Here is a 22524-nt window from a genome sequence, read left to right as displayed (position 1 = left end):
ATTTTACCCTCTGTGTTAGTGTTTCATACACAAAGGAATTTATAATGTTAATATTTGTTAGTAAAATGCAGGGCTTTATTAGAAGCTCTAGCGGATTTTACTTAACCGGTGGTATACTTTTCAATTATTTTAGTGGACTACTTTTCAATTATATTATACACATTATTTACTAGATGTCAATGGAGTTTTTAGAGCTAAAGAAGTCATAGTTTCGGGTATTATTAATGCTCGCGAAATTAAAATAGAAATAAATGCAGGAGCAGATTTTGTTTTCTCTCCTAATTATGACCTCAAACCTCTTTCCGAATTAGAGACTTTCGTCCAAGAAAACAGACATCTTCCAGATATCCCATCAGAAAAAGAGATGCAAGAGAATGGTCTTAATTTGAATGATATGCAAATTAAACTGTTGCAAAAAATAGAGGAATTGACTTTGTATACTATTCAATTAGAGAAACGGGTCAAAGAACTGGAAAATAAGTAGTGGTCTATATTCTCTATAATCACAAAAAAGCCACTAACAAATTAATGTCAGTGGCTTTTTTACTAATCATATATAAATTTGCATCTTACTATTGTATAACAATCTGTTGTTTTGCCGTTTATCTTGGGAGTAGTCTTTTTAATCTCAAACCAATTATCTAAATCGGTTGCTTTTGCTTTTTTTATTAATCCATTAGAATTTCTTAATTCTAATGAATCATAAATACTTTGCAATAGTTTCTTCCATTCATTTATTGTTGCTGTTGTTCCTTGTGACACGCCTTTTTCTTTTAATGAGGTGACAATCTTGGTATCCAGAGATAAATCAGTCCTCATATTACAAATAGCTCTTTTTATATTAGTAACATTGTATTTCAACTCTCTGACTTTCTCAACACCTAATTTCTCATGTGCTTCTTTTATTAATGGTTTTTCGTCCTCAATTAGACTTTTCCTGTCATCTTTATTACCGAAATAGTAATAATTGGATTCCTCTCCAACTATTAAAATATATTCCTCAAATAAATCTTTGAATGATATTTTAGCTTTTGAGTTTTCAGCGAGTTTATCAGTGGATAGCTTTGGATTTACTTCTTTTAAAACATTAAATCCATATTTTGTGTATTCTTCTTTTAGTGTTATCCGATTCTGGTATAAGTGATTCGTTATTTTAAAATTAACAATGTCAAGATTTACAAGATTCTCATCTATTTCCAATCTGTCATTTTCATTATAAATATACATTTCGTTTAAGCCAGATTTATTATTGCGTTCTATCAGATTAATTGTTTTCTTCCTGTTAACATCATCCATTTGATTAATGGAATTCAACCAATCCTTTGTTTCAAACAATTGTTTGTAAGTACTGTCTTTAAATTCTTCTAATGAGAGAAACTTATTATATCTGGTTTCGCTAAAAATATGCCCCATTTTAGTTTTATAATGTGAATCTCTTATTCGTCCGCATATTTGGATAATCAGAGTTGATATATCCAATAATGTATGTGATTTCCCTTTGTCACTTACAATATATGTTTTGCCGTTCTCATCATAGATATCACAACCTTCAAAAGAAGTAGATGTATAAAAGTTGATCTTTTTTACTTGTGTTGTGGTATCTTCAATTGTAAAATTATCACCTAATTTCTTTTGATTAGATTTTTTGCCTTTACCTTGTTTTTCATTTTTGGAACATACAATTCTCACTCGTTCTGGTTGTAATCCTGTTTCTTGTATTGCATCTGCAATAAATTCAACACTGTTTACAAAGAAATGCAGATTACCGAATATTTTATCATCAAGCACATCTTTAATCAATTCACAAACAACTCTTATCGGTTGATTTGTAACTATTGGCTTAACATCAACAATTGTAACATCTTCCCATTGCACTTCAATAACAGGTAAGTCTTTCAGCTCCTTTAAGATAAATTCTTCTTCTATTGGTGTTGCTGTCATATAAGTAACTTCTTTAAACTGTTTAGCGTGCTGTAATATTCCTCTAATAGCTTTGTTTCTAAAAGCATAGGAATTAAATAATATATGCCACTCATCTACTAATAAGAAGAATTCATTGTAAACATCAATCTCTGTTTCTTTATATAACAGATTGATTAATTTTTCTAAACTGTCATAGGTAACAGCTATTTTCTTAATCTTGTTATTTTTGATATGATCTAAAATCTGTCTATCTGTAACACCTTCATAAATTCCGAATAGTTCTTTATCACATTTTTCATTAGGATATTGAGCCATCTTGTTTTTAATAACATTGACATAAGGCATTACGATAATAGTATTTTTTTTATCTTCGATTGCAATAGTTGTTCCACCGCAACCCGTTTTTCCCTTGTCAAATAGGCAGTTTACAGGGAGTTCATTCATAAATTCATTGAGAAAAGTATACTTTTTCTCTGCTTTGATAATTTGTCTATCCATAAATAATAGTTTTTTTTAGATTTAAAATGTTTAATCTGGAAAAGTATAGAACGGAAAATTTTGTATTCTTTCTTTATAGTGGATTTTTGTGTTTCCCAATATAAAAAACCGTCTTAGCTATCTGAATTTTCGGCGACGGATTTTTACTGTTTTATTCTTTATAGTGATTTTCACCATTTCAGAATTAAAAAATCCGTCCAAAGAGGTATCAAAAAAGACAAGCTTATTTTTAGCTCGTCTTTTTCTAAAAAAAACTATATATGGAGTAATTTACTATGGATATAAGCGGTTTTATACTTCCTTTTGTTGTTATACAAAGATAGTAAATTATAAGGTGTGAAAAGGGTAAAATACAGCCAATTGGATACAAGAACCCTAAGCCTTCCTTTTGCTTGAAAGTTGACTTTGCTGATACTATTACCCTAAGAATAAGGTTGTAAGATGTATTTTATAAATGTGTATAGGGCAAGAAACTATCCGCACCAAGACGGATAGTCCTTTTCATTTAGAAATTAGGATGCTAAGGCTAAAGCATCTCTTAGCTTCTCTACAAACTCGTTGTCCTGTTTAACACTTTTAAAATCATCAATTTTTAATTTTCTTAGTGCCTTAATTGCGTCTTCTACTGTTCGTGATGCTGCGAAAGAAGTAAAGCCATTTACATGGTATCTCCTTGACAATATCTTCACATCCATTTTATCAATAGACATTCCTTCTATAAAATATTGATCTGCTCTTTGTAATAATTCATCCTCTTTTTCGTCAGATAAAAAACTAGTGTCTCCTTCTTTTAAGAGTTTATCCAATTTGGCTGGGCTTATTTTCGCCCCTGTGCAAATCATTGCTGCTGCACTTGGGTTGAATCCATATTTTATGAGTTCATGAATTTTCTGAATTGTTTTATTATTTGAAGTGATTGCTGAAACACAATATTTATCAGCCAAAGACCAATCATGTCCTGCTGTATTTATATTAACAAGGTATTCTGATACATTCTCTATTTTATCTTCTATATGAACATTTGGAATTATAATGTCTTTATTAGTTGCATTTGCTAGGCTGAATGCTTTAATTCGATGTTGTCCGTCCAAAACGACTAGGTATTCAGAAGTATCTTGGTCTAATATAGGATTACCTTCAAAATCTGTAATATTACATTTTTCGATTAATTCACTCGCTTCAATTGTCAAGATAGGCAACTTTCTATTATATCTTTGTTCCTTTATTGTTTGAAGAAAGTAATAAACATTTTTATCCAGTATAGGACGATTCTCTTTTATCAATGCAAATTTTCTAAATTCTTCGTTAGGTACGATACTTCCATTTTCCAATTCTTTCATTATTTGAACTTTCATAGAAATTGATGTTACAGGTTGTTCTTTCATTTCTGCTAATTCTTTTTTCATTATTTTTGCCATTTCTGTTAATCGTTTTAAATTTGCTTTCTTATCTACTACTATTTTTAAATTAGATAGCTTTTCAATCAGCTTTAGGATTTGATCTCTGGTTGGTTCTGATAATTGATTTAGTTTATAATGTGAATTTGCACCTATATTTACTTGTGTTGCTTTACAAGTTTTAATCAGTTCGACTAGTTCGTCTAAATCAAAATCCATTATAGGCTCAATAGTTACATAGGTTTCAATCCCTTTGTCTGCAATTTCCCCCATTGCTTTGGCTCTTTCTTCAACACTTGGAGTTGCTCCCATAAATTCTGAATAGATTCTGTTTGATTCGATTGTCGTACAGATTACTGATTTTTTAAATACTGGATGCTCAATAAACTCTAAAAATCTTCTTGGATTCTTAGATTGGAAAAGAAACTTGTTATCTGAATCATTACAGTGATTAAGAACTTCAATTATCCATTCTGATGGAATATTGCTTGCAAACATATCTGTTCCACTTCCTACAAATATGAAATTACCATACTCTAACTCTGTCTTGAGTTCTGTTTCATCTAATCTAACGTCTTTTAAATTACCCTTTGGTTTCATGTAGCAATATTTACAATCATGTTCGCAAATGCCTTTAATTGCATTACCTGTATGAGTTATAAACTTGTACATATTACCTTTTTCTTGATTCACTTTTTTCAGTTTCATAATTTTTTAATTTTAAATTATTTGATAATTATTTTATCAAGTGGGTTGCAACCGCTTGACATTACAAAAGTGAGGAAAAGGCATAACGTGGCTAGGGAGTAATTAAAACCAAAACACGGTCAATTACTCCCTTAAAATATAGAAGAGATAAAAAAGCAGATTAATCTATTTATTATAAATTAGATAGGTCGTATTTTCGTAAAGGTTGGTTTAGTCTTTCAAGTTCTGACTCTGGTTGTTTTTCTTCAATTGAGGAAAAGACATTTCTCCAAGGTAAATCCCATTTGGGAATATAATTTCGTTTAATCATGTCTTTGAGTTTGTCTTTTATATCTGTATCAACATAGTCATGTTTTATATTTAGATAGTTTAGATACTGAATAATAAAGTCACAAATCTCTTTACTGATTTTTACTTTGGAGTTTTTAAATTGTGAATGATGGTTGTATAGTAATTGGTATGTTCCCCAGATTATATTGTTAACGGTTCTGTCTGTAAATTTCCTTCCTCCTTTTTTATTGGGTAGTGGTAATAACTCGTTTATATCTTCTAGTGTTAAGTTTGGAAAGCGGTCTTTGAAATAGGCTTCCATATCATCCAAGAACCAAGCGGATGTATTTATGTCTATTTTGTCTTGTTTATAGGTTATAGTTACTTTATCTCCTCTCTTCTTATATTTTTTTGATTCTAATATCATTCTGTATAGGGATAGCATCTCTGGATATATCTTGGTATGAAGTACGGATTGGTATTCTAGGTTTAAGGCTTCTATTAGTATGGATTCTTCAAATAAGCCTTCTTTTTCCTTATAGTAGATATATCCAATATAACTTAGGCAGAGATATACCTTTGCATCTTCTTGCAAAGCATCTTGGTCTTTGCCTTTTGATTCGAAATCAAAGTATTGGGTATATTCGTCTGCTATATCTTTATATGGATAATTTGAATTAGGAAATGCTCTAAGTTGTTTATTTTCATAGAATGTTTTTTGATAGTAAGCATTGGGAATTCCATCTTCAAAGCTTATATAATTTATACTACTATTTTCAATGCAATGCTTAATTTCATCTATTAGCATACTTGAATGTAAATCATAGTATTTTTCCATTAAAGGTTCTACTAATTGTAGAAATTGTGATTGGATATAAAATTTATTTTCTAAATCCATTAGTTAAGTTTTTCATAAAAACACGACTGCCTCAATTAAGAAACGGTCTTGTAAAATATTCTTCGTGTTTATAAAGCTTGTTTTACTAAGCTCATAATATATTCTATATTATCAGTATTAGATATGTGTAGTTCGTAATCTCCATTTCCATAATGACCTTTGGTTGAGGCATCAATAGTTAACTTCCGTGAATCATCAAGTTCTCCTTTTTTCATATTCAACCACAGAATTAGATTTTTATGTTGAATACGAATATCGACAATGTTTTTTCCTTTTTTAAATGCGATATACATTTTTTTTGGCTCTATCTCGATATCAGGAGATAAATTCAAGATCCCTTGTTTATATGCTTCATAAAGTTCTTTTATCTCATCCGACTTTCCCTCCAAATGACCCTCTTCGGTATAAACTTTGATTTCTTCTACAACTTTGCTTATTTCGGAATTACCTTTAGAAGATTGTACTTGCTTTATACTTGGTGCTGATTGTGATTTTTTTATTGGATTGATAACAATTACATCATTCTCAAATCGCTTTATCTCCCACAGTTCAATTGGTAGGTCTTTGAAGTTAGAAGATTGCTTTTGAAAGCTAGTGAAGGATGGGGCTACGAATATGACTTTGCTTTGTGACCAGTCCACATCATCACGTTTCAAATTCTTATTACAAGATTCATTATATTCGACAATAAAATCTGCTTTATACTCTAACATCAGATTAAGGTATGATACTCCTTGATCTACAACACTATAATTTCTATTTCGTTTGTATTCGATAATGACAAACGATTTGCTTTCTTCATCAAAAGCGAGTGTGTCAAAACGAACAGTCTTTAATGAGAATTCAGATTTGACGAATTTAAAGCCTGTTATTTGTTCTAAATTGGCTTCAAATAGTTTCTGTATATCTTTCTCTAGCTTAAAAAGTTTCTCCTTTAAGTTTGACAATGTGTCTTTATGTTGGTGGTATAATTGCATAGCCTATTTTATTTATTTTTCATAGTTACTCTATCATTAACTGCTGATGCTAATGTTTGATATAGACTTTCAAGTATTGATTCGTCTATTCCATAACAACGAAGAATAGTCTTATCAAAGTTTATTCGATCAGGCATTTTAATTTCCTCGAATATTGTTCCTATTGGTCTTTGTTTCAATGGTTCAAATGCTTCTAAAATAGAATTTATTTGTTGTTCTTTTAGTGTGTTCGGACTTAATACTCTCAACCTTTTAAAATCATTTGCATTCAAATCCAAAACGCCTAAATTTCGAGCAGTACCTCTCATTTCTATTGATAAAAATGCTATAATTGAATTAAGTAATGCTACAATAATTTCCAATTGTTCTCTATTGTTTGTATTCAAAACAACAAGTCTTTGATCTGGAATAAAATCATTATAAGAAAAACTAAAAAAGAATCGCTCATAAGGATTAATTGAGGTTACTATATTTGCAGCTTTTGGACGAAGGGTATACCAATATGGTCTATGATTCGTATTTGCCTCTGATATAGTTTTAGTGTTGTTTTTATTTGGTTGATTCTCAAATGATTTTATCCAATTATAAGCTCCCTGATAGTTGATTTGTAGATTTTGAATAGATTTATCACAAACAAACAAATAGTGATTTAAATGTTCAGAGAAATCAATTGCTTCTAACTCTGATGAATCTTTCAGATAAGGAACTAAAAATTCTTGTTCTATTTGACATTCATCTACAGAATGTTCAGGAATAATAAACATTGGATTCCAACCTGTTCTTTCGCCACGAAATACGTCTACTAAATCAGGGTAAATCGGAGTTGTATAATTATCAAACTGTTCAAATAATTCAGCTGAAATAAAATACTTAGTCCAATTTTCTTGACTGAAAAGGGAGTTGATTAATATTTCTTTTGGAACAATACAAACTGTAATACTATTATCCGTTTTAAGATATAAATCATTAAAAGTTGTATCTTTTCTCCAGCTAATATTTCTATTATTATCACAATTGTCAATTTCACTATAAATATTTTCAATTTGTGAAAGTTGATTTTGGATATTTTCTTGATCTAAAGCATCTTCAAGCTTAAAATTAAGTGTCACAAATTTTGTTGGTTCTTCACTTTGTCCTTTTTCTAGTACAACATATATTGTAGATACCTTTGAGTCAGAAAACCAGTGCTCTGCATTGCTTTTTACAATATATTTGATGCTGAAATTATCTAATAAGAATTTTTTTAATTGAACTCCATACTCTTTTCCAAGCCATGCATTTGATGTAATAACAGACAAACACCCATTATTTTTTAGAAAGTTAATTGAATTATATATGCAAAAGGCAAAATAATCTGATCGCTCATTTATTTTAAAAGTATTATCTTGCAAAAATGCCTGTTGCTTTTCTTCAAATTTTTCCCTGAATAATCCTGTTAGTATATCATTTGGAATATCCTCTTGCTGAACAAAAGGAAAATTACTCGCAATAGAGTTAAATTCTGGAATTGGCTGTTTTATAGATTTTTTATAATCACTTGAGTCAGGAAACTCTATTAAGTCCCCCACATTTAGGTTAAAATAATCATCTCTAGTTACTCGTGGGAAATTATCTGTCTTTGTTACATCTTGCTTATATAGATTTATTACAGATAAAATAGCGGGGAAGTGAGAAATATCATTTCCCCATATTTGATTTAGTAATTCTGAATGATTCTCTTTTCCATGATATTTGAATATGTTATAAAACGAATTTAAAAAAGAACCTGTCCCTGATGTTGGATCAAAAACAGTATCGTCGACTGTTTGAATTGCCGGGAATGCAACAAGATTAGCTAAAGTTTCAGATGTAAAATATTGTCCGAATTTTTGTTTTTCTGATTTAGGGACAAGGTTTTCGAGAATCGATCCAATGACTCCCGCTGGTAAAATCTTAAAATCAAATTCTGTAAACTTTTGTATAAGTTTATAAATAGATTCGTTAACTATATCTGAAAATGACAAATTATCGGTAAAATATGGTTTGAAGATCGCTTGATAGTCTATTTTTTTTGCTGCTTCAAAATATGTCTCAAGACTTGATTGTAAATTAATATGTGTTTTAATATTTATACGGTCAAGCTCTCCTGTTAGATTTTCAGATAATGTTAAATAGAATAAGATCTTACCTATTAAATTATAGAATGTAAATTTGGCTAAAACTTCTTCCTCTATAATATTTTCGGGTCTTCGAGATGAAGATGATAGAATCTTTAAAGTTGATTTTTCATATATTTTCCACTCATTATAAGCAATTCTAAATGCCTTACTTCTGCCTTTCTCTATAAGAATTGTTTTCTGTATTTGAGGAATAACTATATGTGAAACTGAAGTCACAGCTTCTACTATATTTCCTGTAATATTGATAGCTTGTTTTAACTCGCCTCTTTCATAAAGCTGTCCAAGATCATGTAGGATTTCGTTTGCTCTTCTTTTTAGAAGGGCTTCGTTTCGATTATATTTAATAGGATCAGAGAGGTCATCACGGCTGTTAATACTAGCCTCTTTGTGATATTTCTTTATTATAGAGAGAGATTCTAACGAATAATTATTATCTTCAATTTTCCATATGATTGCTTCCACTCCATTCCATGTTACAAAGGAATCAGATCTTAGACGTTCTGCTTTCTCCAAGGCATTTTTCAACATCTCCTTATCATCTACATTTGTATCCGGGAATTTAAGTTCCCATCCATTAAAGACAATACCAGAAATCTTATCTGTAAAAAGCAAGATGTCAGGAAATTTTGTTTTGCCTGATTCAAGTTTAACTCCTGTATCATTAGTAGCATCACTAAATACAGTTCGTCCTTCATTTATAGCTTCTTTTATCCAACTTATAAGTTGACCTGCCCAATCTCTTTCATTTCTCTTCATGATAATAGTTAATAGTGTGAAACTTAGCTATGGGGTCTTTAAAAAGACTTTTAATTTTCTTTTTTGTGTTTTTTTTGAGTATTAGTTCTTTAATTCGATCTAAACAAACTCGAACATAATCTGTCGGATTTACTTTATGAAGTAGAACATCCTCATTTTTTTCTATTCCAATAAATTGTCTACCTTCTAATAAGGCAGATAGTAAGAAACTTCCGCTTCCACAGGCATTGTCTAATATTATATCATTGGGATTTGAATATGTCTTAACGAGATATCTTCCAAGCTCGATTGGTTTTTGTGTTGGATGATAAACCTCCCCTTCTGATTCCGCTGTTTTGACATAAACAAAGTCATCTATCTTTTTTTCTTCAAAGAACATAATATCATGAGGGTATCGGTCTCCTTCACTTTTGACATGCTGGGGTTTAAAATCTCCATAACTACCTGTCAGTTGATCTTTTCTAACACCTTTATCATATTTTTTCCCTTTTGTCATCTGTGGTGTATACGTAGGTTGCTTTTTATAAAAAACGCAAATATCTTCATGTTTTCGAAGTGGTTGTTTTTTTGCATTCAAAAAGTTAGTAGATTTAGATTTTATCCAAACAATTTTATATTTAAACCATTCCTCATTACTCAAAATTAATTTAGCAGTAAACACCCCTTGTGAAGTAAGGATAATTGCTCCATTATCTTTTATAATCCTTTTGTACTCATTCCATAATTCATTTAGATCTATAACTGAATCCCATTTATTTTGAGTAGTACCATATGGAAGATCACATAAAATAAGATCAATTGATTTATCTGGAATTTCAGGTAGTATTTCTAAACAATCTCCTTGAATAACTTTATTTAAGAAATAGTTTATATCTTTTTTTAATTTACTCATTTACTCTTTATTTTTTCCAATATATAAAAATATGATTTTTATATCGCATTCATTTTATTAATTGTAAAATACAATATTTTGGTCAATCTTCCTTTTATCTCCAAATTTAGTCATTTTATCCTATCAATTTTAATCATCACATCTTTAATTTTATTAAGTAACTAATACAAAGAGAATAAAATTTGAGTAGGATGTATAAATCCTTATTTCTCAAAAAATATTCTCTCGCATCTAAGTAATCAAAATGATTAATAACTACAATAAATTCTTCATTGCCTCATCAATCTGGCTATTTTCAAAGCTATCTAAATAGATTTGAGTAACCTTTTCAGAACTATGACCTAATGATTCACTTATGATAGAAGTATTAACCCCAGAACGTTTTAAAACGGTTGCATAGGTATGACGTGCTACATAGGTAGTAAGATCAATTGGTAGATTTAGTTCCTCTCCAATCATTTTTAAATTTCTGTTGATTATTGCTAAGACCTTATTAACCCTATTAGCCTTTTGAACATCTGTTTTATGAAATGCTGATAGTATTGGAAAGAAATATGAATTGCTAGACTTATATTTCTCTATAATAGACAAAGCTTTGTCTTGAATAGGTAATTTAATCAACTTCTTTGTTTTCTTACGAGTATATATCAATCTATTGTCTATAATATTGTCTCTGGTAAGATATGCTATATCAACGAAATTAATACCACCAGACAAATAGGAGAAATAAAACAGGTCAATAGCCAACTGAGTATATTCATGCCCTGTATTATAGTTTATAATCAGTTCTACATCGGATTTAGTAATTGATCGTTTGATTGTCTCTTTATGAAGTTTAGATACTTTGTAAATTCTGAAAGGATAGTATTCAGCTTTGACAATATTCTCACTAACAGCTTTATTATACAAGGCTCTTAAAGTTCTAAAGCGAACACCAATTGAATTATCTCCTAGTCCTTTGCCTCTCAACCATACTTCATAGTTTTTTAACCAATTAACATCAATTTCAGAGAAGTAAATATCAAGATGTTTATTGAAATCTAACAGGGAAGTTTTTAGCTCCTTATAAGTGGAAGCGTATTTCAATCTCCCCTCTTTTCTTAAACGTTCAAATTCGTTATCTAATAGCTGCTTAACTGTTAGCCTATGAATTGAAACATTTACTTTCTCTACAAGAGTTGCAACAGTGAAGTCTTTACTTTCAGCTTTAAACTCAATAATTTGTTTGGAATACTCTTTTATTTTTTCAGTAATTAGAGTTTCTATTTGGTCTTTATTAGGACAATTCCGTTTTGGTTTATTCTTTTTAAAATCCCAAAATTGTGGATGAATTGACACTCCTAAACTTTTGTATTTACGTTTCCCATCTTTACAAATACAAATCATCAATGGATGTTCTCCATTTGCTAATTCTTTCCACTTATAACACACGATGTTAACTGTTGCATTCATTGCATTTTCGGTTGACATCTTGGTTGACATGAACGTACTAAAACCACCTATAACCACAACAAAAAAGCACCTATAACTTTCATTATAAGTGCTTTTAAAAGTGACCGCGCTAGGATTCAAACCTAGAACCTTCTGATCCGTAGTCAGATACTCTATTCAGTTGAGCTACGCAGCCATTGCTTAATTGCGTTGCAAAGGTAAAACAGTTTTGGTAATTATGCAAATTAATTACCATTATTTTTCACCTTTTATTGCCAGAAATGGCATCAGCACTTGATATTCAAATCGATAAGTACATTTCTTATTTGTTCGTATGTAGTAATACGTGTAGGTACAAGAGGTAGACGAAGCTTATTTTCGATATATCCCATCATATTCAGCATACTTTTTACTCCTGCCGGATTTCCATCCACAAACAAGAGATTAAATAATTCGCTAAAACTATGATGTATTGTCAACGAACTTTGATAGTCTCCTTCAAGAGCTAAACGTGTCATTCGACTAAACTCTTTTGGAAAAGCGTTCCCTATAACCGAGATAACGCCTACAGCACCCAGTGTGATCAGTGGAAAAGTAATACCATCGTCTCCCGAAATGACATCAAAGTTCTCGGGCTTGCGTTTAATTATTTCGTCCATCTGGGTCATATTGCCCGATGCTTCTTTTACTGCAATTACATTATCGCATTCGCATGCAAGACGAAGCGTCGTTTCTGCACTCATATTTACTCCTGTACGCCCCGGAACATTATATAGAATAATAGGGAGTGGAGATGCATCCGAAATAGCTTTATAATGATGATAAATTCCTTCCTGCGACGGTTTATTGTAATATGGAACAACCGATAGTATACCATCGATACCTGTATAATCACACGTTTTCAGTCTTTCGACAATCGAACGGGTATTATTACCACCCTCTCCTAAAATGATTGGAATCTGACCATTTACACGACTAATTATCAATTCTACTATCTGCTTCTTCTCATCTTCTGTCAATGTAGGCGTTTCGGCTGTTGTCCCCAATACCACAAGGTAGTCGGTTCCATTTTGCAATTGATAATCGACAAGACGAGAGAGAGCATCATAATCGACACTTTCGTCTTCTTTAAAAGGAGTTATCAAAGCAACCCCCATTCCTTTCAAATTCATTCTTGGCATAAAAAGTCGTTCAAGCTAATCTCTCTATCTTACGAATAGATAACTGATTTCGGTTTGTGCAAAATTAAGAATTTATTTGCACCTCAACGTATATTGTTAAGGTAAAATTTTATTTGAGTGTAAGTTTCAACCAAGTTTTTATCATCCTCTTTCAATATTATGAAATCAAATACTTTATAATCCAACTCTTTAATACCTACACAAAATTCGGAGGTATTGATTCCCAATAAGTAAAGCAATGCATTCTCATCTTTAGTCGTCAGATCAAGAAGAGTATCATATTCCAAAGATTCAAATTCGTTAATAGCAGAGGATGAAAGTACTTGCGTTTTAGATAATTCCTTTGAGGTTATTATTCGTACATTAGGCATATCCAAAGCAGGCGCATTCTTTGGTTGTATAGTCCATAACAAGACTTCCTTTCCATTATCCCTCATATCCTGAGCTATTTCACTTACTTCTTTCCAGTCTTTAGAATTGAAAAGAATAAGTATCGTAACCATATTTTCGGGAGAACGGAAAACATGTTTACGAGTATGGTTTTTCAAGACCGAATTTACCTTCTTTTTTATATAGAAATCAAGCATATATTTTTTCTTAAGATGTTTATAGATATCTAATTATAACTAAAACAGAATCATTTTGTTTTCTATTTAAGGTTAAATAAGTAAAGTAAAAGGCTCGAAACCTTATTATTTATTCTCAATTAATCATACTATTCAATCATTTCCAAGAATTTAGCCTCATCGATAATGGGTACACCAAGCTTTTCTGCTTTTTCCAGTTTGGCAGGACCCATATTATCACCAGCTAGAATGTAGCTCGTTTTCGCCGAAATAGAGCCACTATTCTTACCTCCATTCTGCTCTATCATCGCTTTGTATTCGTCCCGTGAATGTTTTTCAAACGTACCGCTGATTACAATTGACAGACCGGCAAGCTTATCTGTTTTTTGTGATATAATATCATCGCTTAATTCAAACTGCAAACCATATTCTCTCAACTTAGCAATAACCTCTCTGTTTTTCTCCTTTTGAAAATAAGCTTCTACACTTTGAGCAATACGTTCGCCAATCTCATCCACCTGAACCAAATCTTCTGTTGTCGCCGCCATTAGTGCATCAATATTAGTAAATGCCATAGCCAGCTTTTTTGCTACTGTTTCACCTACATATCGGATGCCCAAAGCAAACAAAACCCTTTCGTAGGGTACAGCAACCGAATTTTCGATACTGCTTATAAGATTCTTTGCACTTTTTTCAGCCCAACGTTCCAAACGTGCAACATCTTGCCATTTTAAGGTATAAACGTCTGCAATATCATGAATAAATCCGGCATTATAAAGATGCTCGACAGTTTCCGAACCACCGCCGATATTCATAGCTTTACGAGTAAAGAAATGCTCTATACGCCCTTTGATTTGCGGAGGACATAAAGTATCGTTAGGACAATAGAATATAGCCTCTCCTTCATCTTTTATAAGAGGCGTTCCACATTCGGGACAGTCTTTTATAAATTCAACTTTCTCATCAAATATATTCCGTTGCGAAGTGTCTACTTCTGTAATCTTAGGAATTATTTCGCCCCCTTTTTCTACCGATACCAAATCATTGATATGCAGATCGAGGGCTTTTATATTGTCTTCATTATACAGTGATGCACGTTTAACCGTAGTGCCCGATAGCTTAACCGCTTCCAGATTAGCCACAGGAGTAACAGCCCCTGTCCTACCCACTTGATAAGATACTGACAGCAATCGTGTCCATGCTTTTTCTGCCTGAAATTTAAAGGCAATAGCCCAACGAGGAAATTTAGATGTGTACCCCAGATTACGTTGCTGGGTAAGCGAATTTACTTTCAGAACTATACCGTCTGTAGCTACCGGCAGATCTTTACGTTCAATGTCCCAATGATGAATGAAAGCAAATATCTCATCCAGAGTTTTGCACTTTCTCATCGCATCAGACGTTTTAAAGCCCCACTCTTTAGCCTTCATCAAGTTCTCGTAATGACCATCTGTCGGCAAATCCTCTCCTAATATATAATAGAAATAAGAATCGAGTTTACGCGATGCTACTATCTTAGGGTCTTGCTGCTTAAGTGTTCCTGATCCTGCATTACGAGGATTGGCAAATAATTGTTCTTCTTGTTCTGCCCGCTCCTTATTCAGTTCTTCGAATACCGACCAAGGCAATAATATCTCTCCCCTTATCTCAAATTCTTTAGGGTAATCACTTCCATTCAGATGCAGAGGAATACTGCGGATTGTGCGCACGTTGGCCGTCACATCATCACCCTGTACACCATCACCACGCGTTACAGCCTGCGTAAGTTGTCCGTCAACATAAGTCAATGAAATGGATGTACCGTCATATTTCAGTTCACAAACAATTTCAAAATCGTCATTCAAACCTTTCTTTACACGGTTATAAAAATCCGTCACCTCTTCTTCGGTATATGTATTACCTAGCGAGAGCATCGGATATTTATGGGCTACCTGTTTGAATGTCTTGTTGATATCGCTGCCCACACGCTGTGTAGGCGAATTAGCATCGAAAAATTCAGGATATTGTGTTTCCAGATCGGATAACTCTTTTAATTTCTTATCGAAATCAAAATCTGAAATAGTAGGTGTAGACAATACATAATAGTTATAGTTATGCTTGTTCAACTCCTCACGAAGTGCATCTATTTTTTGTTTTATAGAATCCATTTATTAAATTATATGTAGGTGTGTGCAAAAATAATCAAGATTTGACAGCAACAATAAATTAAAAATCTAAAAGATGTTTATTTCTCATACTTCCTTTTTCTGTACATAAATATTCCACCCATTATCAATCCCATAAATAAGACAGGGAAAGCGATATTCAGCACTGCATACTTATCACGATTTTCAAAAGACTCTTTTTTATTCAGAATACGCATATGTTGATGCTTACTTCTCAATTGCATCCATCCGTCATCATCTGTAAGCCAATTTACTGCGTTCACTATAAAATCACGGTTACCATATTGCCTTTGCGAAACACGATCATATCCCATAGGTAATACATGTGAATCTTCGCCTTGCCCTTCTATTTCGTTACGGATAATCTCGGATGAAGCAGCAACTATCATTTTAGTTTTTTTGCTCGTATTTATTGCCTTATGCTGGCCAACAACACTATCGGGTATCATTCTGTTTGTAAAAGCCGAATTAAATTCCCCTTCCAGACTTACAGCCACCGGAATATACTGTTGATCGAAATAAGCGGACTGATTCTGTATTTTCTCAACATCAAAGTCTATCATTTCGGGTACTTTTACCAAATGAGTATTTGCTGAACTAGTCAACAATATAGTTTTTTGAATTTGTGGCAAGTTGTTTACAATATCCACCGAACTCGCAAAAGCTGTCTTTACATCCCTTATATTCTTTGTTATCGGATCATCGGGCGAAGGGATCAGTAATGGCATATAATAGAAAGGTAATAAAGTTGCGCTCTGGGTATCATCGCCAGTCATCAAATAAATAGAAGCAGACTGTTTATCCTGCACCAAATCGGAATTAATCCTTACACCATACGAAAACAGTAAATCATCGAGGCTAACATCATTTTTCATGCTTGGCGAAAAACCGTCTCTAGCCAAATCGCTTTGAGAATAGTAAACACCATCGACCAGCCACAAAACTTTGCCTCCCGACATTATATACTGATCGATAATATATTTCTCTTCTTCTGTATATTTTTCAATCGGACCGGCTATAATTATAGCATCGAGTTCATTAAGAATCCCAATTTCTTTCCCTATCTCTCCCCTATTCACAAAATAATATTTAGATAGAGCTTCTTCGGCATCGTAGACATAAGCTCTGGGTAACTCTCCATGCCCTTCTATAAAAGCGATATTTTTAGGATTTTCCTGATTAAGTAAGCGTATAGCATCAATAAACTCAAATTCGAGGCTTTCTATCGAAGCATTCAGATTTTCATCAGCCGTATAGCCTGCAATATTCTTAAGTAAAGGCACTATAAGTGAGCCCTTCGATGTTGTAAGCTCCGCATAAGGATATATAACCTTCTGACTGGATTTACCCTCTCTATCTACCTCATTGAGAACAATACCCGGCATATCGTTTTCGGTCATTGCTTTATACATATCCTGAATAGAAGGATATAATTGATAGGGATTCTTATAAGCTACTTCGATCTTATTATCGGCATATCTGTTAAAATCAGTCAATAACTCGCTTACGGCATCTTGCAAATGCTGAAATCCGGCATTTAAATCTCCGGCTAAATACACATTCACTTTTACAGACTCTTGTTCTCCAACCTTTGCCAGTAAATTTTTAGAATAATCATTTAAAGTATATCTTTTGTCCGCTGTAAAATCAAGTCGCAGATTAGGAACAGATAGAAATACGACATTGAGAACAGCAGCTAAAATAATTAAGACCTTCACTATTCGCCCTTTGCTTCTACGCAAAACTACCAATGTAAAAATAGAGAATATAAATACATAATTGAAGACCACCAATAGGTCTTTAAGTTGTATTACCCCCCGTTGCATCAATTGGTAATGATGCACCAGACCAACAGAAGATATTATTGCCTGTATTTTGCCCGAAAGGAACATACCGGCTAATAATTCAAATCCGTAAAAAGAAAAGAGACTAAGAAACACAGCCAAAACCAACGCTACAATCTGATTTCGACTGATAGAAGATGCGAACAAACCTATACTTATAAATATCTTAATTAGTAAAAGCAATGAAATATATGAAGCAACAATACTTTCAATATCTATATTTCCGACAGGGTTAGCGAGTTGATATAACGAATATACATATATAGCTGTAGGAAGTAGGGTTATCAGAATAAACAGATAAGAAGCCAGAAATTTACTTAAATATATACTTAGTATGCTAACAGGTCTGGACAGAAGAATATCTAAAGTACCATTTCGTTTCTCCTCCGAAAATTGCCGCATTGTCAGTGCCGGAATCAAAATACAGAGTAGAATAGGAGATAAATCAAAGAAACGTCCCATATTTGCATAACCGCTGTCGATAAAGTTGTAACTTCCCCCGAAAGCCCACAGCATAATGCCCATCACAAGCAGAAATGCGAAAGAGAAAAAAGCGCCTGCGGAAGAACAAAAAACAGATTTGAGTTCTTTGATTACTAAAGCTTTCATATATCTTTGTAACAATTGATTAGATTATTTCATGCTGAATAAACGAAATATAAAGATAGTTATTTTATTGATTCTAATGCTTATCGTCATTGTTTGTGGATGGCATATGTATCAACGACTGAATCAAAACAAGCAGTTTTTCGATACAGATATTTACACATGTATCTCACCACAAGCACAAAAGGTGATCCATATTAGTAGAAATCATAGTTTCGATAAGCTGTATCAATACAATGCAGGCTTAAAAGCGATAATAGAACCACTGAAAGAATATATATCTTATCCCATCATAATATATGGAGACAAAACCGACAAAATATTATTGATGAAACTAAGTAAGGAGCAGGAAATAGATATAAAAAATATTTTGGAAACAAAAATAATCTCTGCACACCCTCCAAAAGAAATAAGATATAAAGATTCAATACTATTATTGTATAGTACTTCCGACAATCAGTTTTTAGTCTGTACTTATCATAAAGGTATTCTCGCACTAAGCAAAAACTACAAACTCGTAACCGATTTTATTGATATAGACCCTCAAAACACATTCTTCACCAATTATGAAGACGATAATACAATATATAAATTGAAGAAAAAATCGCCCATAAGCCTGTTTATCAAAGAAAATGACAACTTATTTGCTCTCGACTATACCACCGATAATGACACCATCAAACTAAATGGCTATTTATTTAACTATAAACAAGACATAGACCCTGATATTCCATACAAATTGTTACTACCTGATAGCTTATGCATCGAACAGATACAAATAGCAGATACTAACAGTATAAAAACCATAAAAATGATATTAAACAAAAACCTTTAATTGGTGTTTAAATAGATAGAATAATAATTTAATAGTAATTATAAAAAACAAATAGCATGTCTGTAATAAAAGAGTTGAAAGAGTTCATGATGCGTGGCAACGTAGTCGATTTAGCTGTCGGTGTTGTAGTCGGTGGAGCATTCGGTAAAATAGTTTCGTCGTTAGTGAGCGATATCATTATGCCTCCTATAGGAGTCCTATTGGGCGGTGTAGATTTTGCCGATCTTAAATTTACACTTCAGGATGCTACAGCCGATGTGGCTGCAGTCTCTATCAATTATGGAAGTTTCATCCAGACAGTTCTTGATTTTGTTATTATTTCAACAGCTATCTTCTTTGCCGTTAAAGCGATGAATTCATTGAAAAAAGCACCGGTGGAAGAAGCGCCTGCCGAAGCACCTGCACCAAGTAAAGAAGAAGTATTATTGGGGGAGATAAGAGATCTTTTAAAAGAGCAAAACAAAAAATAATACACCCAACATTATGCTTAAATATATATCCCTTCTTTTTATAGTTTCTGCAATCCTGTTTACCAGTTGCGGAAGCGTTCCTGTTACCGGACGTAAGCAAATGCTTTTAGTGTCCGATCAGGAAGTATTGACTTCGAGTCTAAAACAATATGGCGAGTTTATCCAATCTGCTCCTATATCAACTGATAAAAAAAATACAGAACTTGTAAATAAAGTAGGACGGAATATTGCAAATGCCGTAGAAGCATATCTCAAAAAGAATGGACTCGAAAAAGAGGTTTCACAATTCTCATGGGAATTTAATCTGGTAAAAAGTAATGAAGTGAACGCATTTTGTATGCCCGGTGGTAAGATCGTCGTATACGAAGGAATACTTCCTTACACGAAGGATGAAACAGGTCTGGCAGTTATTATAGGGCACGAAGTAGCGCACGCGGTAGCAAAACATGCCAATGAAAGAATGAGCCAGCAAACTGCTGCAAATTACGGCAGTACAGCTTTAAATGCAGTTTTGGGAGGTTCATCTGAAATCACAAAAACAGTTGCCTCAACGGCTTTTGGCTTAGGTACTCAATATGGGCTTTTGTTGCCATATTCACGCAAGCACGAACTGGAAGCAGATGAATTAGGACTTATATTCATGGCAATGGCAGGATACGATCCTCGCGCAGCTGTTGGATTCTGGGAACGGATGTCTGAAAAATCGGGTAGTAATACAAGTGAATTCTCCAGCACTCACCCTTCGGATGCTAAACGGATTAAAGAGATAAAAGAGGCTCTGCCCAACGCCCTGAAATATTATAATGGAGGAGTAGGAACTGGTACGACAAATACCAAGAACACTAAGGATGCCAAGACATCAGAAAAATGGAAATTCTGATAATTAAAATAATATAAATAGAAAAGAGGTTATTGAATAATAACCTCTTTTTATATAATATATCAACTGTAAAATTATAGTTTATATGTCAGTCCAAAAGTAAAATAGATATTGTACATATTAAACTCTACTGCTCTAAAATCGGAAGGAAAAATCGGTCTTAATCCCCAATCGAGATTACCATAAACACCAAAACGGTCATTTATCCTTCTTTCGGCACCAACTGTCAATCCAAAATCAAACGATCTTAAATCATCGTTAAAATCAAACGTAGCCTTCTCCGTAATTTCAACTTTTTCACCCGTAGGATCACCAAGTCGGATATAACCATCCGATACATGCCCTTTGAACTGTCCGCTAAACAAATAAGAAGCGTATCCACCCAAGCGCATTTCCCAGTTTTCACTAGCCTTATAAGTTGCATATAGAGGTATAGTTACGTAGGCAGTCTTTACAGTTGTTTCATTTTTACCAACGAAGTAACCTTTTAAGATACTATTGCTACCTTCTTGAGGAATCACCTCGGTATACATATATTTCACTCTATCTCGTATGCCCATGCCTTTATAATTGAGTAAGATACCGCTACCCAATCCCCATTTACTCTCTGTTCTATAGACGACATTGTACCCGAGTTGTGGTGTGAATTGAGGCCACCAAGCCTCAACGGACCGCACCTCGGCTGGAATAGACAAAGGAGTTGTAGCTCCAATATTAAAACCGGCTACAATTTTATGTTCAAAAGTACCATTCTTCCATATCTGAGCGAATGAAGGTAAAGTTATCAGTATAGATAAAAGCAGAAAAGCTATATATTTAATTGTTTTCATCTTTGTAGTTATAATTAATTTTCATCGAAAGGTTCGCATTCCACTTCTACTTCATCTACTATAAGAGTACTACCCACAGCCCCTTCGTAGAAATCACCATTTTTACTAGAAGCAAAAACAATAGCCAATTTATAGTCATTTTGAGAATAATCTATATCTCCTTTATAAATAAATGGAAGCTCGAATTTCGTATATTCCTTTTTCGCTGTTCTATCTTCTAATATAGCCGTAGCAACAACCTTGTCCGAAGTCAGTATATTAGTTCCATCCAGATATTCTTTCTGACCTTCGGCTCCTTTAGTTACCTTATACAAAACAGCATAAATGGAACATTCGTCTATCTGTCCCGCAACTTCACCTTGTTTGTTTATCAGTTTTTCACCCGGTGTATATTTATAGTAGCCAGTCATTTTTAGCGGTTTACCGTCCTCCTTAGGATGTATTTGTCCAAATAAAGGTGACTTTGCCGGATTAGACATTTGTAGTTTAAAATCGCCTCTGAAAAGAGATCCGGAAAAAACTGGAACATACCCTACAACAAAGAAATTTCCGCCTACTTGTGTTTCTAGCAAAGCCGCATACTTCCCCCTATAAGCATCAATAGTTGAACGTGTCGGGTATTCTGTTACATTCCCTGCCTTAGCAGTCATAACCCCTTGGTTTGCAGATTTCCAAGCAGGATCGCTCATTGCCGGATATTTCCAATATGCACCTTCCTCTGTCCAATTTTCAAAATCATATTTGAAACCCATTCTTGATGTAACACTTACAGTATATCTTTTACTATAATTTCCATCTTCCGACACAACAGTATAGACTACATCATTCGTGAAATCTTGTGCGACGCCCGATGCAGGAGAAATCGTTGCACCCAGAGATACCTCAATTTCAGGAATTAAATTTGTTTTATCTGCTGCTGATAGTACAAGCTGAACCCGATCTTCTGTCATCGAACTCGATATATAATCATCGCTCTTAATTGTAAACGAAACAATATCAGCCTCTCTGTATAGCGGCTCATCTTTGATACAAGAGGTCAGAAACAATGTCCCGATACTCAATAATATTAATATATACTTCATATTTTTTCTACTAAAAACAGCAACAAAGATAGCCATAATAAATATCTTATAATATTTAAAAAAATGAAAAAATGAATAGGAATCATGTCTCCGGTCGTAAATGTTAATGAACATACCAGAATAAGAACAGTATTAAACTTTTATATTTGAAAAAAA

16 protein-coding genes and 1 tRNA gene are annotated in these 22524 nt (G+C 33.0%); 3 read left to right on the top strand and 14 right to left on the bottom strand.

Going from position 1 to position 22524, the window contains the following annotated elements; genetic code table 11:
• Window positions 1–546: 546 nt before the first annotated feature.
• The 12 genes from G7Y57_RS14175 to gldG all read right to left on the bottom strand — a co-directional run bounded on the left by G7Y57_RS14175 (window position 547) and on the right by gldG (window position 18274).
• A complete protein-coding gene (locus G7Y57_RS14175) occupies window positions 547–2421 on the bottom strand; it encodes a DEAD/DEAH box helicase family protein (RefSeq protein WP_165025446.1) in 1875 nt (624 codons plus the stop codon).
• A 512-nt stretch (window positions 2422–2933) separates the two neighbouring features.
• On the bottom strand, window positions 2934–4526 hold the full coding sequence (locus G7Y57_RS18155; protein WP_317167539.1) for a radical SAM protein: 1593 nt from the start codon (window positions 4524–4526) through the stop codon (window positions 2934–2936).
• A gap of 172 nt (window positions 4527–4698) precedes the next feature.
• On the bottom strand, window positions 4699–5694 hold the full coding sequence (locus G7Y57_RS14160) for a hypothetical protein (RefSeq protein WP_165025441.1): 996 nt from the start codon (window positions 5692–5694) through the stop codon (window positions 4699–4701).
• Between the two features lie 68 nt (window positions 5695–5762).
• A complete protein-coding gene (locus tag G7Y57_RS14155; RefSeq protein ID WP_165025438.1) occupies window positions 5763–6671 on the bottom strand; it encodes a DUF5655 domain-containing protein in 909 nt (302 codons plus the stop codon).
• Window positions 6672–6679: 8 nt separating this feature from the next.
• Window positions 6680–9586: an N-6 DNA methylase gene (locus G7Y57_RS14150; RefSeq protein WP_165025435.1), complete on the bottom strand. Its 2907-nt coding sequence runs from the start codon at window positions 9584–9586 to the stop codon at window positions 6680–6682.
• Window positions 9573–10478 (bottom strand): DNA-methyltransferase, encoded by a 906-nt coding sequence (locus tag G7Y57_RS14145; protein WP_165025432.1) that lies wholly within the window; start codon window positions 10476–10478, stop codon window positions 9573–9575. Before G7Y57_RS14145 ends, G7Y57_RS14150 begins: the two co-directional genes overlap by 14 nt.
• A gap of 255 nt (window positions 10479–10733) precedes the next feature.
• Window positions 10734–11930, bottom strand: a complete 1197-nt coding sequence (locus tag G7Y57_RS14140) for a site-specific integrase (RefSeq protein WP_165025455.1) — start codon at window positions 11928–11930, stop codon at window positions 10734–10736.
• Window positions 11931–12031: 101 nt separating this feature from the next.
• A tRNA-Arg gene (locus G7Y57_RS14135) sits at window positions 12032–12105 on the bottom strand.
• Between the two features lie 91 nt (window positions 12106–12196).
• On the bottom strand, window positions 12197–13090 hold the full coding sequence (gene dapA / locus G7Y57_RS14130) for a 4-hydroxy-tetrahydrodipicolinate synthase (protein ID WP_165025429.1): 894 nt from the start codon (window positions 13088–13090) through the stop codon (window positions 12197–12199).
• A gap of 83 nt (window positions 13091–13173) precedes the next feature.
• Entirely contained in the window at window positions 13174–13677 is a 504-nt protein-coding gene (locus tag G7Y57_RS14125; RefSeq protein ID WP_165025427.1) for a DUF6913 domain-containing protein, read from the bottom strand.
• Between the two features lie 128 nt (window positions 13678–13805).
• Window positions 13806–15803, bottom strand: a complete 1998-nt coding sequence (gene ligA, locus G7Y57_RS14120; RefSeq protein ID WP_165025424.1) for an NAD-dependent DNA ligase LigA — start codon at window positions 15801–15803, stop codon at window positions 13806–13808.
• Window positions 15804–15880: 77 nt separating this feature from the next.
• Entirely contained in the window at window positions 15881–18274 is a 2394-nt protein-coding gene (gldG, locus tag G7Y57_RS14115) for a gliding motility-associated ABC transporter substrate-binding protein GldG (RefSeq protein WP_165025421.1), read from the bottom strand.
• 31 nt (window positions 18275–18305) lie between these two features.
• Between gldG and G7Y57_RS14110 the strand changes: the two genes are divergently transcribed.
• From G7Y57_RS14110 to G7Y57_RS14100, 3 genes are read left to right on the top strand one after another with little or no spacing between them, the layout of a single operon-like run.
• Complete coding sequence (locus G7Y57_RS14110; RefSeq protein WP_165025418.1) at window positions 18306–19106, top strand: hypothetical protein; 801 nt, start codon at window positions 18306–18308, stop codon at window positions 19104–19106.
• 56 nt (window positions 19107–19162) lie between these two features.
• Entirely contained in the window at window positions 19163–19576 is a 414-nt protein-coding gene (gene mscL, locus G7Y57_RS14105; RefSeq protein WP_165025416.1) for a large-conductance mechanosensitive channel protein MscL, read from the top strand.
• A 13-nt stretch (window positions 19577–19589) separates the two neighbouring features.
• On the top strand, window positions 19590–20456 hold the full coding sequence (locus tag G7Y57_RS14100) for a M48 family metallopeptidase (protein ID WP_165025413.1): 867 nt from the start codon (window positions 19590–19592) through the stop codon (window positions 20454–20456).
• Between the two features lie 74 nt (window positions 20457–20530).
• Here the strand turns inward: G7Y57_RS14100 and G7Y57_RS14095 are convergent, their stop codons facing one another.
• A complete protein-coding gene (locus G7Y57_RS14095; protein WP_165025410.1) occupies window positions 20531–21286 on the bottom strand; it encodes a porin family protein in 756 nt (251 codons plus the stop codon).
• A 14-nt stretch (window positions 21287–21300) separates the two neighbouring features.
• On the bottom strand, window positions 21301–22368 hold the full coding sequence (locus G7Y57_RS14090) for a PCMD domain-containing protein (protein WP_255491465.1): 1068 nt from the start codon (window positions 22366–22368) through the stop codon (window positions 21301–21303).
• Window positions 22369–22524: the final 156 nt, after the last annotated feature.

The sequence above is a fragment of the Dysgonomonas sp. ZJ279 genome (assembly GCF_011039205.1).
GTDB lineage: Bacteria > Bacteroidota > Bacteroidia > Bacteroidales > Dysgonomonadaceae > Dysgonomonas.
Note: the sequence above shows the minus strand (reverse complement) of the source record. Positions and strands in the feature narration are given on the sequence as shown.

What these genes read in the sequence shown, in the direction of transcription:
- G7Y57_RS14175 (WP_165025446.1), bottom strand. Translation starts at nt 2,421, where the DNA reads ATGGATAGACAAATTATCAAAGCAGAGAAAAAGTATACTTTTCTCAAT.
- G7Y57_RS18155 (WP_317167539.1), bottom strand. Translation starts at nt 4,526, where the DNA reads ATGAAACTGAAAAAAGTGAATCAAGAAAAAGGTAATATGTACAAGTTT.
- G7Y57_RS14160 (WP_165025441.1), bottom strand. Translation starts at nt 5,694, where the DNA reads ATGGATTTAGAAAATAAATTTTATATCCAATCACAATTTCTACAATTA.
- G7Y57_RS14155 (WP_165025438.1), bottom strand. Translation starts at nt 6,671, where the DNA reads ATGCAATTATACCACCAACATAAAGACACATTGTCAAACTTAAAGGAG.
- G7Y57_RS14150 (WP_165025435.1), bottom strand. Translation starts at nt 9,586, where the DNA reads ATGAAGAGAAATGAAAGAGATTGGGCAGGTCAACTTATAAGTTGGATA.
- G7Y57_RS14145 (WP_165025432.1), bottom strand. Translation starts at nt 10,478, where the DNA reads ATGAGTAAATTAAAAAAAGATATAAACTATTTCTTAAATAAAGTTATT.
- G7Y57_RS14140 (WP_165025455.1), bottom strand. Translation starts at nt 11,930, where the DNA reads ATGAATGCAACAGTTAACATCGTGTGTTATAAGTGGAAAGAATTAGCA.
- dapA (WP_165025429.1), bottom strand. Translation starts at nt 13,090, where the DNA reads ATGCCAAGAATGAATTTGAAAGGAATGGGGGTTGCTTTGATAACTCCT.
- G7Y57_RS14125 (WP_165025427.1), bottom strand. Translation starts at nt 13,677, where the DNA reads ATGCTTGATTTCTATATAAAAAAGAAGGTAAATTCGGTCTTGAAAAAC.
- ligA (WP_165025424.1), bottom strand. Translation starts at nt 15,803, where the DNA reads ATGGATTCTATAAAACAAAAAATAGATGCACTTCGTGAGGAGTTGAAC.
- gldG (WP_165025421.1), bottom strand. Translation starts at nt 18,274, where the DNA reads ATGAAAGCTTTAGTAATCAAAGAACTCAAATCTGTTTTTTGTTCTTCC.
- G7Y57_RS14110 (WP_165025418.1), top strand. Translation starts at nt 18,306, where the DNA reads ATGCTGAATAAACGAAATATAAAGATAGTTATTTTATTGATTCTAATG.
- mscL (WP_165025416.1), top strand. Translation starts at nt 19,163, where the DNA reads ATGTCTGTAATAAAAGAGTTGAAAGAGTTCATGATGCGTGGCAACGTA.
- G7Y57_RS14100 (WP_165025413.1), top strand. Translation starts at nt 19,590, where the DNA reads ATGCTTAAATATATATCCCTTCTTTTTATAGTTTCTGCAATCCTGTTT.
- G7Y57_RS14095 (WP_165025410.1), bottom strand. Translation starts at nt 21,286, where the DNA reads ATGAAAACAATTAAATATATAGCTTTTCTGCTTTTATCTATACTGATA.
- G7Y57_RS14090 (WP_255491465.1), bottom strand. Translation starts at nt 22,368, where the DNA reads ATGAAGTATATATTAATATTATTGAGTATCGGGACATTGTTTCTGACC.